Source organism: Endozoicomonas euniceicola (assembly GCF_025562755.1).
GTDB classification, from domain to species: domain Bacteria; phylum Pseudomonadota; class Gammaproteobacteria; order Pseudomonadales; family Endozoicomonadaceae; genus Endozoicomonas_A; species Endozoicomonas_A euniceicola.
Window position 1 is genome coordinate 3,703,382 of record NZ_CP103300.1, and the last position, 13,127, is coordinate 3,716,508.

Here is a 13,127-nt window from a genome sequence, read left to right on the forward strand (position 1 = left end):
ACCTTCCGGGAGGCAATTCGTGAAGAAAACAGTTTGGGTGACAGGCTTGCTTGCTGCACTGGTCGCAATGGGTGTCTGGTCTCTTCCACTAGAGCAACAGTCCGGTGAGCCGGATGATGTAGTTAATGCCCCTGAGAACATTGAGGCAGACGAGACGAGCCAGAGGCTGGCCGGGCTTGCCAATATGGATTGGGTTAAGCGTGGAATATTTGAATGCAGATACCACGACAACAAGAGCTCCTCGCTGAATAAAGTCCTTATCCGTGGTACTGATAGTTGTAAGTTTCTGGATGGCAGTGAGGCTCCTGAAGAAAAAGAAAGGCGTATCGCTGACTATGTGAACGCCTACTTGCCGGGTGTGTTCCAGCCTGAAAAAACACGGTGTTTTGCGGTTCAGTTCAGCACTGAGGATAAATCCCGGAATGTACCTATATCAGAATACATCGAGCAAATGAATAAACTGCCGATCAGCCAGAACGGAAGAGCCCAGGCCCAGCTTTCGGGAAGACAGCTGGAGAACGTAATGGAGGCTGAAAACACCATTAGGACAAAGCTGCAAGGTGAGATTCACCGTCATGAGACCCTCTATGGAGAGCAGAGCTGCCAAATGCTTCTGGTTGCTGAAAATGAACCGTCTCAGTCCGGAGCCAGCTTTAGAGGGTGTGCCCGAAGCTGTATGAATGGTGCTGGTATGTTTGTCACCAAACTGAGTAGTGCAGGGGCCAGTGTTTTAAGCTGGGTATGGACTAGGGGTAAGAAATTTGCGTTACCTCTTGCTGGCGGGTGGTTTTATAACAGGATTACAACGACGCCGGGCTTTAAGGCAGCCATAGATAAACTTCAGTATGGTGAATTTGGTCCCAACGTGACTCGCCATGCAGGCGGTTTAGTTGGATTTTGGAACACAGAAGTTACCACCACGGCCATTGGTACAAGCAACACCGTGGGCGATTGTGCCGCAGGACTTAGTACGATAGGTCTAATTTATTACAGAGCAAAAGTAATGGCAGCGCTTTCCGCAATGTACGGTTACGTATTGAGCCGGGGAGCGGTTCCCCAGCATGTAAAACAGGATTGAAGTTAACCGGTTTATAATTGAATGGGTGAATTGAAAAAGAGTTGGAGGCACCGGATATTTTGTGTCCCCAACTCTGCTTATGATTCTTATGAGTAAAAAATAAAATGCTTCATCTAATGGGTTGGTACTGAAGTAATAATAGCTTTCATATATCGATATCCTCATAAATACAATCAAACTGGTTTGCATCTATGAGGTGCTGTGATAAATTTCGCCATTCGTAATTTTCTGTCCCTGACTATTGGTCAATTCACAATGAATATTTTTGAAGAATCCCTGAGTGTTCTGAAATCCAAAGTACAGTTGCGTAAACTGTTTCAGGATATGCACGTAGAAGACATTCAGCGTGTCATTAGCCGAATTGAGAGCATTTACGAAGAAAAGCTGGAAGCTCAAAAAGAAGTAGAGCAGGAACAGGAGCGCAAGCGTGAAGCGATTGAGGCTGTTCTGAAAGAAATGCAGGACAAGGGGCTGGATATTGATGATCTGGCGGTGATGGGCAAAGGTGCCGGTACTGAGTCTAACCGTAAAGGTAAAACCCGTCAGCGTTATCAGTTTGAATACCAGGCTGAAGACGGTACCGTTGTTTCCTGGGAAGGTGCAACCACTGGTCGCATTCCTGCTGAGTTTTCTGCTTACCTGGAGCGTACAGGTAAAGAGCGTAAAGACTGCATTGTTACTGAGCTGTAAGCCTTAATAGAATTCCCGATTTCTAACGCAGAGTGTGTGCTTGAAATGTCAAGCCCATACGCAGGTTGGAAAACGGTTATCAGTCTTTAGAAAGGGAAGGCCTTGGGTCTTCCTTTTTTATTGCGTTGCTTGAAAAGATGTTCCCTGAAAAAAATGAATCATTCTAATAAACAAAGCTGACAGTAGTTTTAACGATTGAAACATAATCAGGTTAATAGACCAGATTTAGTTGTAACCGGTAATGACGACCCCGGAAAAAACGATGAGGGAGATTTCAATAAGCCATTTCCGTAATCCTGGACTCATCATGCTCCACCGGGGTAAATATTATATCAGTGGCATCATCTGTCAGTTCAGTCGAGACTTGATTTTCTCAGACAGTTGATCAGCCTTGGTAAAGCCACCTAATACTTCGTCCGCAAAGACCGTGGCAGGAGTACCTCTAATGCCCAGCTCGGATGCCAGTCTGAGGTTGTTGTCGATTTTTGCCTTGATGTTGTTATCTACTTTCTTTTTCAGAGTTTCAATATCCAGTCCTTCGGCTTTGAAGGCAGCAGCAATAGAGGTGCTGTCGTGTCTGCCTGGCCTGGACATCAGGCGCTGATGCAATTTCTGGTAAACATCCGGGTGGTTTTTATGGGCAGCCAGTACCAGCTCTGCGACTTCTCTGGATGCACCTCCTAAAACCGGAAGCTCCTTGTAGATGATTTTCAGGTCAGGATGCTGTTTAACCATCTGTTCCAGGATCAGGTCCTGACGTTTGCAGTGACCACAGTTGTAATCGGCAAAGTACACCATGGCTACCTTCCCTTTCGGGTTACCAATAAACGGGTCGCCAGGGGTGTTAAACAGCTCATCCTTTTTTGCCTCAAGGCTGGTTTTTTGAGCATTTTCCTGTGCCTGAAGCTCACGTTTACGAAGCTCGCTAATGGCTTCGACCAGAATGTCCGGATTTTCGACCAGTGTCGAACGAACCAGCTCCCGAACCTGTTGTTGCTGTTGACCGTCCAGGGGAGCAGCCTGCACAGAGAAGGGAGTTATTGTGGAGGCTACCGCCACCAGTGTTATTGCAGAAAGCAGTTTTTTCATTGAGTTATCCACATGAATTGTTCTTCAGCCTCATATGGCCCGACATCAGGCAAACGGACAGAAGCCGGAATATCGATAAAAATGTATTTCGGTAAAGCATGAAGCAGAGCGATGATTTTACATTGAAGATTTCAGAAAGCAGTAAGGGTTCGTATCAGTTTCGTGGAAAAGGCCACATAGGCGGATCAGCAGAGTAAAAGGTTGATGCCTGTTTTAACGGTTGTTGTCGTGCGTTGCTGGCAGAAATATTTCCGTGAATCTGGTTCAGTTTCTGCCTGGTGTCTTCAGCCATTGTCTGAAAGTCGTCAGTAAATCAAGCTGGAAAATCGGTTAGCTTGTGTATGGTTTGTGGTTATTACGTTTGCCGCAGTGGCTGGTTAGTGGTTTTTCTCTATCTGTGTATAAATAAGTTGTTCAGTAGTTGTTAACAGAAACACTGACCAACGCTCTGAATTACCTGTGGATAAGTGGTCGATAGATTATAAATACTGGGTTAGTAGCGGTTGATCAAATAGTGATCAGTTGGTAGTGGAGGTAAAGAGCTAACGGAGCTGAATAGTAGTAGTTGTACGATTCAAGCAGCTATTTATAAATAACTATTGTCGTATAAGTGGAAAGCGCCAAAATCCGTTAAAGTGATCTTCTGACATTCACCCCATGTATCGAATGCCAGAAGACCTCTCAGGACTGACGAGTCTAAGTATTATTGAATTCAGCTGGCAGTTTGATGTCGCAGATCAACTTTTTGTAACATTTTTCTGAAAGCCTTATGGTGTCACGTGTTATTTTTTGCGGTCGACCGCAAAGCCTGCCCATGCCTGCTGTGTTGGCATGATTTCCAGATTGTTAATATTGACATGAGCCGGACGGTTGGCAATCCAGAACACGGTGTCGGCTATATCCTTCGCCGTCAAAGGCTGCATCCCTTCATAAACTGCGTCTGCTTTGGACTGGTCTCCATTGAAACGGACGACTGAGAATTCGGTTTCAGCCAGTCCCGGCTCTATGTTGCTTACACGCACACCACTGCCTAGCAGGTCACAGCGTAGACTGAGTGAAAATTGTTTCACAAACGCCTTGGTGCCACCATAAACGTTACCGCCAGGATAAGGCCAGCTACCTGCCACTGAACCGATATTAACAATACTACCACTGTTGTTTTTCTTCAAAGCGGGAAGCAGGGCATGAGTCATCATCACCAGTCCCTTTATGTTAGTGTCGATCATGGTCATCCATTGTTCAGTGTCGCATTGATCTGCGGGTTCTGTACCCAGCGCTAAGCCGGCGTTGTTGATGAGGGTGTGGATATCTCTGAAGGATTCTGGCAGCTCATTAACCGCAGTCTGTATGGCTTGCTGGTCTCTGATATCCAGAGCGATGGCGTGTACCTGACTATGCTGCTGTAACTCTTCTTTCAGCGTGCTGAGTCGCTCCCGACGACGACCGGTAATAACAAGATTCCAGCCATCGCTGGCAAACCGCCGTGCGCAGGCTTCGCCAAAGCCAGAAGTGGCACCGGTGATAAAGACGGTATTAGGCATGGGTGTGTTGCTCCTTTTCTGCTCATTGCTGTTTAGAAGCTCATGGCTGTTTAGAAGCTCATGGCTGTTTAGAAGCTCATGGCTGTTTGAAAGTCCATTCATAGAGCCTCCTGACTTTTGTTAATCGCATGATAAACGATTAGTTCAACCGTTCAATCAACATTAAGCTGGATAAAGAGAGTATCGTCTTTGATGAACTGTCTGTTATCCATCTTGTCGACGGTACTCAATGGCAGGAAAGTAGGAATGCCGATAGCGATGTTCATATCGCTTACGGGTTTTTGGAAAGAACTGCTGCATGGGTCGGAAAAAAAGGCATCAGTCACATTACCAGCGTTCGCCTGATCAATGAGTGTCATTGTAATTTTTTTCTGGAAAGGCCACGGAAGAAACTCATCGTAGTCACCCTTCATAAGAACAAAAAACAGGGACAGATGGGTTCCTTGTCCAAGGCCGTCACCATTCAGGTAAAGCTTTGCACGGAACTGGTACCCGAAAGGGGAGGTATATATAGGAGGGCTATAGATTGCTGTTTTTCTGCCCGTTATGGCATCCAGCATTTTCTGTGTATAACCTTCAATTTTCCATAGCAGCCTGACATTATGATGCTTAAGGGTAGAAACTTTAGCGTGCATCATTAATTTGAGGGAGGTTATTCTTTTCTCAGTGTCAGAAAAGGCAAAACCATCCGAACTCAGAAGTAAGTTGGCAAATAAAGCAAAGCAATAACCCACCAGTATTTTGAACCGCCAGACCTTCATACCGATCACCATTTTTTTAAAGCAAACTTCGGGCAGAGATAAAGTAGCAAATATTCGGAGGTATGGTATTTCTGGCGGACAGGAAGTAAAGTCCGGGGCAGGAAGCAGAGAGGGAAGCCTGTGCTTTCCTCTCTGGCAGGCTTGAAGAGAAATTAACTTACGCCATCAGCCGGACGGCTGGAGAGGCCTTCTTCAACCGGTGCGGCAGCACCGCTGGGAATGCGAATATCTTCAACCATATCCTGAACCTCTTTGGGTGGTGCTTCGGTCAGGTGACACACGACCATGGCAATGCTGAAGTTAATCAGCATACCCAGGGTGCCAATGCCTTCCGGAGAAATACCGAACAGCCAGTAATCAGCCGTATTGGCCGTTGGATTGATGAACTTGAAGTAGACGATATAAGAGAAGGTAAACACCAGCCCGGCAATCATACCGCAGACAGCACCTTCTTTATTCATGCGTTTGTAGAAAATGCCCAGCAGGATCGCCGGGAAGAACGATGAGGCTGCCAGCCCGAACGCAAAGGCGACCACCTGGGCAACAAAGCCCGGAGGATAGATACCAAACAGACCGGCTACCACAACCGCCACCGCAGCGGCCAGACGGGCAGCGAGCAGTTCCTGTTTATCCGTAATGCCGGGCATCAGGTTCTTTTTCAACAGGTCGTGGGAGATGGATGTGGATATAACCAGCAGCAACCCTGCGGCTGTGGATAAGGCTGCGGCCAGTCCACCGGCGGCAATCAGGGCGATCACCCAGGCTGGGAGCTGAGCAATTTCCGGATTCGCCAGTACCATGATGTCACGGTCAACATACAGCTCGTTGGCGTTATCCGTCGCAGTGTTGTTGACCAGGCGCTGACCATGCTCGCCGCGCTCATCAGTAAAGCTTGGCTTGCCCGCTATGGCTGCGCCAGCGGTGTACTGGATCTTGCCATCTTCGTTCTTATCCATCCAGGCGATCAGACCGGAATTTTCCCAGTTTGAAAACCACTCCGGCAGCTTTTCATAGGAACTGTCACTGACGGTATTCAGCAGGTTGATACGGGCAAAAGCGGCAACGGCGGGAGCCGTTGTATAAAGAATCGCAATAAACAGCAAAGCATAGCCAGCCGACTTACGGGCATCGCGAACCGTTGGGGTTGTGAAGAAGCGGACAATCACATGAGGCAGGCCAGCCGTACCCACCATCAGAGCCATTGTGATAAAGAAGACGTCAATGGTCGACTTACTGCCACTGGTATACTGGTCGAAGCCCAGCTCGGCAGAAAGGCCGTTAAGTTTTTCCAGCACCGACATGCCGGTTCCCGAGACTTCACTGCCAAAGCCCAGTTGTGGGATGGGGTTTCCGGTAATCATCATGGAGATGAAAATAGCGGGCACCATAAAGGCGAAGATCATGACGCAATACTGGGCCACCTGTGTATAAGTAATGCCTTTCATGCCACCAAGGACGGCGTAAAAGAAAACAATACCCATCCCGATAATCACGCCAAGGGTGATGTCCACTTCCAGATAGCGGGAGAAGACAATGCCCACGCCGCGCATCTGACCGGCAACATAAGTGAAGGAGATAAAGATAACGCAGATCACGGCCACCATGCGGGCGGTCTGACAGTAGTAGCGTTCACCGATAAAGTCCGGCACTGTGAACTTGCCAAACTTACGCAGGTAGGGTGCAAGGCACATGGCCAGCAGTACATAACCACCGGTCCAGCCCATCAGGTAAACCGCACCGTCACGTCCGATAAATGAGATGATGCCGGCCATGGAAATAAACGACGCGGCCGACATCCAGTCGGCCCCGGTGGCCATACCATTAGCAACGGGGTGAACGCCTTTTCCGGCCACGTAATACTCTTTGGTGGACCCGGCTTTAGACCAGATAGCAATGCCTATATACAGAGCAAACGTTGTCCCAATAAAGAGGTAGGTCAGCATGGCGGTACTCATGATTGTTTTTCCTCTCCACTAATATCGTTTTTATAAACATCGTTTTCATAAACATCGTATTTGCGGTCAAGCACATTCATGCGCCAGATGTAGAAAAAGATAATGGCAACGAATGAGAAGATGGAGCCCTGCTGGGCGAACCAGAATCCGAGGGGGAAGCCGGAGAAGGTGATTTTGTCGAGTTGGTCGACAAACAGAATGCCGCAACCGAATGAGACCACAAACCAGATCACCAGAAGGCTGAGTAACAGCCGTATGTTTTCTTTCCAATAGGCCTGAGCCGCTTGTTTATCTTGCATAGGGGCACTCTCTTGTTGCTCTTATTGTTCTTATGATGGAGACGGCCTTCACACTAACAGGATATGAGTGTTTCGACTTTACGACTTTAGGCTAAGGATATTCGCAGGGGAGCGGCAATCCACTCCCACTCGCCTTCATCCTCAATTATTACCGATACCACAGTGATCAGTATGAATCATTCCATCTTTAAGAAGGTGCACGTCAAGCTTGCGTGAATACTGCAATTCATTTTCAGACAGAACATAAAGAGTTTCACTGTTTGATTCTATGCTTTCACCGGACACTGATTCTTCTGGCTTATTTAACTGGCTGGTGTATTTATACACTTTGAGTTTATTGGTATTGCCTAGAAATTGAGGTGCTTGTGGTACAGCGGAAGCATTCAAAAATGCTGACAGGGTTTTATCATGCGTTATCCAGACAGGGTAGAGTGTCTCAATATAGTGAGACACTTGATTGTCAATTCCCACTTTAATTCTCCAGCCAGGCATCAGGCGGAGGCACTCGTCTCTGTCACTACATAAGCGGTTGACCTGAATCTTTGTGTTCAGGCAAGGTATAAGTGTTTTTAACCCTTTATTATGCGCGCTTCTTCCAAGAACACTTTGATATCTGGCATCATAAACATCCTTATGTATTGAATCACTTTCATCATCAAGAACACCTATTACGCTTAGTGAATTGATAAGAATATTAGAATGCAGTAGTGATTTTGTGCTGATATCACCTTGCTCCATATAGGTCAAAATATAATCAATGTGGCGACCTACCTGGTCAATAGTTAGTTCACCAAATTTTATCCGGTGGCTAAAATGATACTTATATTCGCTACTTTCATTACTCGTTGATTTTTTAAAAACCGGAATCCATAAGTTTTTTTCTGCCTTAACTTCCATGATAAGCGAAAGGTCACGTTTTTTTATGGAATTGGCTACTGTTGAGCAATAAGCGCGTAAGCTGTTGTAAATGATATTACTACAGGAAGCTTCTTTTATATTTGTATTGTTTGTAAATAAGATTTTCTTGTTGGTATGGGTATGCAAAAGAGTATCATGCAAAAAAAATAACAAAATACTTGACTGGTCATACATGAATTTTTGTAAAAAAAATATTTTTTCTTTATTGAAGTTTGTTAGTAATGTTTGTTTTTTTGTTGTGCTAAATAGACATTCGTTGCTATTTTCAGGTACAAATGGATAACAAAAGTATTTCCCATTCATTGATACAAGAGAACTTTCTTTTTGATGGCTGCTTATTGATGGTAAGTATGATTTGACTTGATCAAATGAGCTGGTTTTTTGTTCAATGCCAAGATTTACTATATTGTTTTTTTCACTTAAAAAGACTGCCAAGTAAAAACCTTGCTGATCAAATTTGAAAGTAGGTGATTTATAGTAAAATTGATACGTTGCAATCTCAGGCCAGTCAAACTCATTGGAAATCATGGTCCAAAAACTATACGTATCATCGAACAATGATTTTGTACACGACTGCTTGTTACTGCATATAGCCAGATAAAATTTGATATACTCCCGATGTATTTGATTTTCATGATTACACTCAATGCCATAGTGTCTTGAACATTCAAAAAAAGCTTTGTCGAATAGTATTTTTTGCTTTCCACTTTCTAGTTGAGTCAGCGGATAATAACCAAACGTTTTTATTTTCTTTATATTGTCAGAATAATACTCAACATCATTATCATTAAAAGAAATAACACCCAGTGGAGAGTTTGTATCCAAGGATAATAAAAAAAGCATGTTGTATTTTTTGTTATCTTTTAGGTTAGCTTTATATTGGTTTAATGTTTTTTGTAAAAAGCTTATTCGGATGTTTGTATCCGATTTTTCATTTACGTAACGATTTTGAATATCGGGGTGAAAAAAATAAATATATGTTCTTGTTGCCAAGTATAAAATAAATGGTGAGTGTATAAAGAATCTATTACTTTTATATAGTATCAAGTACAAGATGGATGCAGTACTATCAATGGTTGACAGATAGTGGGGGAAATAGCTTATATTTTTTTTTCTTAATCCATGATTGTCAATTAAAGGATGAAGCTTCCACATGAAAGCATGTTTGTCCAATTTTTTTCCCTGTTGGATTGGTAAATAATGAAATCTTTCAGCTAATGAAGAATCAGGTGTTTGCAGGATTGCTGTTTCATGAAGGTTTGATAGCGTGGTTAATTCTTGAAGGCTTTGTTCGTTGTTTCGGTCAGGGATTGGTTTAGTTTTTTTCATATCTGTATGAGAATAGTCTTCTGGCGGTGCTGAAAACACATGGTTTTCAGTGGGAGGTATTTGAGTTGAAGAATAGTTATGATCAATCAGCGGTGTACTGACATAGAGTGTTGAAATAAATGAAGGCTTCACCACACGTGGCTGATAGGACAATATTCCCAGCTCACATTCGGTCGTTAAATTGAAAACAGGCGATACCGTCAACATTGATTCTGATTGCTCAGAAGAATCTATGCCATGCCAGTAATGCTTATGAATGCCATGATTATACCAGTCAACCCCCTCATTCTTCACTTTTTGAATCACAGCATCAAGACAATAACGGTGAAGTTTTTTGGATTTATTACTTGTTGGCAGACCGCACCACATCAGTGAGCTTGCCAGAATGTCAATGTGCTGATTGTTGCCAGGAACCATGAGGTCAGGGGCTTTACTTGCTAAATAGGTGATTGTGTTGGTAACAATGGTGGTAAATTTATCATCGCTGATAGAAAAAAAAGGTATGTGGTTTTGAGAAATTGCTTGATCTGTGTACCCAACGATACCGTATTCATAGTCACTACAGGCTGTTTTAGTTGGCTGCTCCATCTTTGCTAGTATTGTGCCGCTGCTTTTATCATAGATACCTGTTACCGGGAAATCGGCTTTTTCCCAGGGGCTATCAATAAACTCCTGAATTAATTCTGCTAAAAGTAAATTATTGTTGCTATTCAGCCGCTCAACCGCTTTGAGCAAAGGTTCTTTCGATGTTTGTTTTCTAGCAGCAGAGTCTTTGTCTGTTTCAGTCACCCTATACCTGTAGCTCTTAACCCCCAAAAATAGAGCACCCAGACTAACCGCCGTATAAGTAAGTGCTTTTAACGGAGAATATCCCGTTCTTACGGGTCTTTTTCTGACTAGCCTTCCGGTGTGTCTTTTGGCAGGATTCAACTTTTTAATAACAGCTTTCATGCCCCTGCGGCTTTTGTCATATAGCCCCCCGGCAGCATCATAAACTCTTGAGGCTGCCTGTTTTGTTGCCTTTATTCCCCGGCTGGATAAGCTGGCTGCAGTGGATTTCAGAGTTTGCCAATAGTTTGAGCCCTGGCTATCGCTATCATCACGACCCTTGCCTGAAGCCTGTAGCTGAGTAGCAGCGATAGCCTTTACTGCATTGGGTAATACTTTTTCAACCGGTTTGCTCGTAGTATCAGAGTTTTCTTTTCTCTTGCTCTTTTTTTTGTTCACTCTCTGATGATTATGTTCAGATTGCTTCTGGCATTTATCTGGTTCAGATTCACAGGTTGTGGGCTTGATGGTTTTGTCATTACTATCTTCGGATATCTTTGAAGATTGTTGGGAAGTAAGGCCTTCGCTGCTTTCGGGTATAGCACGTTGTTCGGACTGCTGTGCAGGTGTATGGGTTGGCTGTTCTGTGGTTTGTTGTTGAAGTTCTTGCCTGAGCCTGACTATGATAGTTTCACTCTTTTTCGCTTCATTAGTTGCCTGAGCGGCTGTTAATAATAGCTCTTTATCCTTTTCTTCCAGTTTCCTAGTCAGTTTTGCTATTTCTTTTTTTCTCTCTTCCTCTCTTTCTTTTGCCCTTTTTTTAGCTGCCTGAATTCTTTTCTCTTTTTCTTTTTCCTCTTTAGCTTTCTTCCTCTCTTCATTCTCGCTTTCTATTCTTCTTAGCTCTTCAAGTTGTTCAATACTTGACTGCAGTATTTCTGCTCTTCTTCTTTCTTCGTCAAGATCATTGTTTAAACCATCTATGATGCTCTGGTCATTGTACTGCGTGCTTGCAATTTGTTGTGACAGGAAAGCAATTGTATTCTGCCTTTCAGTTAATGCTCTCTGCAGTCCGAGTAACTCTGCCTGATTAACAACGACTAAGGGGGTAGGTGGCGTGCTTCTTTGTGCTAAAAAGTCTCCGACCGTCAATCCCGGGGCTCGGTTTGGGTGTGGGTAAATAGCAAAAAAATTTATGAATTCCTCAATGAACTCCCTGACATTGATTGTTCCCTCGGGCTGATTTTCTCTGAGTTGACTTATATAGTTTAAAAAGTGTTCTCTGGATTCATTCAGAAGATATTCTTTTTTATTAGAAGGCAGACCCGATTGATTCACGGCTTCGGTATAGCTCTCATCGTCGTTCTGGGCTAAAACAGTAGTGTGCATCTGGAAAAATAAATAAGGCAGAAGCAGGGTAATCCGGAGGATGGCACTATTTTTTTTAATCATAACGGACTCTTCTGAATAAAAAAGACTGATACCTTTTATGCAGGCACTACAGTTAAGACTCGATCAAACGTTCGATGATTGATGAGGAGGCAATCCAGGATTTTACCTCCTCCGGATTTTTGTCAGGGATTAAAGTATTCCCATTTTTGTGTCTCCTCTGCACTACGGGCAGGCGCTCTGACATTCTAGAACGATCCGGAAGCCGAAAGGGTTCCTGAAAGTCCACCAGGCCCAGGCATATAGGCGCCGGGTTTTTTATCATCGTCGTCGTCTTTTTTTCCCTTTTGGATTTCAGAAAACCCATGGCTATTGATACAACCGGAGCGCTCCAGAAGAATATTTAAAAGTAATTTTATAACGGGATTGGATGCCGAGTAGATATCATTTGCTCCCAGAAAAAAGTTTGGCATACTGTTTTCCGTGAGTAACTGGCTATTTTGTCTCATGCCCAACAGTGTATTTTTTTCACTTTCCGCAGTATTCGCTTTGGGGGTGAAAGCGGTCAGAAGGGCAGGCGTTTTTGGGTAGTTATCCAGTATATGTCTAATGTTTTCTAATGTTTTTGATCTGGCCTTTTCATTATCGGCAGGGCCAGTCAATGAAGAGATCAGCAGCAGCCCGGGATCCGGTAAGAGGATGGCTGCAGGCAATTGCAGGTTACCGGCATAACCTTCTGAAGCTTCGACATTACGGATTTCTGTTGTGTTTACTGCTACGGCACCAGCACCAGCACCAGCACCAGCACCAGCACCATCTCTATACTCAATGGTGATATAGGCATCAGTAATCATTGCCTGCCTTGTTCTGCCTTGTTGATCCGTGCGGGTTGCATGCTCGTTGATTTCTTCTATTGATGAGCGAAACACTCCATGCTGAGAGGCACTGATCAGGCTTGCGGTAACGTTTTCGTCGTTATTCAGGGCATTTATAATTGGTTCAAGCTCTTCTGCAGTGATGCGGAATATATTCAGGACATTTGAACGGTTTGCGATAATATTTTCTGCGAGAATTCTCGCTCTTGCCTCAAAGTCCGGGCTTAATCTTGTTGCGTCTTCCCGTAGCTGGCTTTGGTGTTGTTGATTGAAGAGTCTATTTAATGGTTGGTAAAAGTTTTTGTTAAACGATAAGCTGGCTTCGTTTAATTCGCCCTGTTCATCCATAAACATCTCACGAATTCTGTGGTTGTCCAGCAATTTTTCATAATCATTATTCGAACCACCGGGTTCACTCAGGATTGAATTGATCAG

Annotated in this window: 10 protein-coding genes; 2 read left to right on the forward strand and 8 right to left on the reverse strand. The window is 44.1% G+C overall.

What is annotated here, in order from left to right:
- The first annotated feature begins 19 nt into the window (after positions 1-19).
- Both NX720_RS15130 and NX720_RS15135 read left to right on the forward strand, forming a co-directional pair.
- Positions 20-1,078 (forward strand): hypothetical protein, encoded by a 1,059-nt coding sequence (locus NX720_RS15130; protein ID WP_262595633.1) that lies wholly within the window; start codon positions 20-22, stop codon positions 1,076-1,078.
- A 201-nt stretch (positions 1,079-1,279) separates the two neighbouring features.
- Complete coding sequence (locus NX720_RS15135) at positions 1,280-1,768, forward strand: H-NS family histone-like protein (RefSeq protein WP_262595634.1); 489 nt, start codon at positions 1,280-1,282, stop codon at positions 1,766-1,768.
- 348 nt (positions 1,769-2,116) lie between these two features.
- Here NX720_RS15135 and NX720_RS15140 read toward each other — a convergent pair whose 3' ends face one another.
- The 8 genes from NX720_RS15140 to NX720_RS15175 all read right to left on the reverse strand — a co-directional run bounded on the left by NX720_RS15140 (position 2,117) and on the right by NX720_RS15175 (position 13,046).
- On the reverse strand, positions 2,117-2,857 hold the full coding sequence (locus tag NX720_RS15140; protein ID WP_262595635.1) for a DsbA family protein: 741 nt from the start codon (positions 2,855-2,857) through the stop codon (positions 2,117-2,119).
- A gap of 154 nt (positions 2,858-3,011) precedes the next feature.
- Positions 3,012-3,149, reverse strand: a complete 138-nt coding sequence (locus tag NX720_RS15145) for a hypothetical protein (RefSeq protein ID WP_262595636.1) — start codon at positions 3,147-3,149, stop codon at positions 3,012-3,014.
- Positions 3,150-3,639: 490 nt separating this feature from the next.
- Positions 3,640-4,398, reverse strand: a complete 759-nt coding sequence (locus NX720_RS15150; protein WP_262601591.1) for an SDR family oxidoreductase — start codon at positions 4,396-4,398, stop codon at positions 3,640-3,642.
- Between the two features lie 152 nt (positions 4,399-4,550).
- On the reverse strand, positions 4,551-5,159 hold the full coding sequence (locus NX720_RS15155; protein ID WP_262595637.1) for an MATH domain-containing protein: 609 nt from the start codon (positions 5,157-5,159) through the stop codon (positions 4,551-4,553).
- 152 nt (positions 5,160-5,311) lie between these two features.
- On the reverse strand, positions 5,312-7,114 hold the full coding sequence (locus NX720_RS15160; protein ID WP_262595638.1) for a sodium:solute symporter family protein: 1,803 nt from the start codon (positions 7,112-7,114) through the stop codon (positions 5,312-5,314).
- On the reverse strand, positions 7,111-7,413 hold the full coding sequence (locus NX720_RS15165; RefSeq protein WP_262595639.1) for a DUF4212 domain-containing protein: 303 nt from the start codon (positions 7,411-7,413) through the stop codon (positions 7,111-7,113). Before NX720_RS15165 ends, NX720_RS15160 begins: the two co-directional genes overlap by 4 nt.
- Positions 7,414-7,554: 141 nt before the next feature.
- Positions 7,555-11,880: a hypothetical protein gene (locus NX720_RS15170; protein WP_262595640.1), complete on the reverse strand. Its 4,326-nt coding sequence runs from the start codon at positions 11,878-11,880 to the stop codon at positions 7,555-7,557.
- A gap of 185 nt (positions 11,881-12,065) precedes the next feature.
- The gene (locus NX720_RS15175; RefSeq protein WP_262595641.1) at positions 12,066-13,046 is read right to left on the reverse strand and encodes a hypothetical protein; all 981 of its coding nucleotides are present in this window, start codon (positions 13,044-13,046) and stop codon (positions 12,066-12,068) included.
- Positions 13,047-13,127: the final 81 nt, after the last annotated feature.

What these genes read in the sequence shown, in the direction of transcription:
- NX720_RS15175 (WP_262595641.1), bottom strand. Translation starts at nt 13,046, where the DNA reads ATGTTTATGGATGAACAGGGCGAATTAAACGAAGCCAGCTTATCGTTT.
- NX720_RS15140 (WP_262595635.1), bottom strand. Translation starts at nt 2,857, where the DNA reads ATGAAAAAACTGCTTTCTGCAATAACACTGGTGGCGGTAGCCTCCACA.
- NX720_RS15145 (WP_262595636.1), bottom strand. Translation starts at nt 3,149, where the DNA reads ATGGCTGAAGACACCAGGCAGAAACTGAACCAGATTCACGGAAATATT.
- NX720_RS15150 (WP_262601591.1), bottom strand. Translation starts at nt 4,398, where the DNA reads ATGCCTAATACCGTCTTTATCACCGGTGCCACTTCTGGCTTTGGCGAA.
- NX720_RS15160 (WP_262595638.1), bottom strand. Translation starts at nt 7,114, where the DNA reads ATGAGTACCGCCATGCTGACCTACCTCTTTATTGGGACAACGTTTGCT.
- NX720_RS15165 (WP_262595639.1), bottom strand. Translation starts at nt 7,413, where the DNA reads ATGCAAGATAAACAAGCGGCTCAGGCCTATTGGAAAGAAAACATACGG.
- NX720_RS15170 (WP_262595640.1), bottom strand. Translation starts at nt 11,880, where the DNA reads ATGATTAAAAAAAATAGTGCCATCCTCCGGATTACCCTGCTTCTGCCT.
- NX720_RS15155 (WP_262595637.1), bottom strand. Translation starts at nt 5,159, where the DNA reads ATGAAGGTCTGGCGGTTCAAAATACTGGTGGGTTATTGCTTTGCTTTA.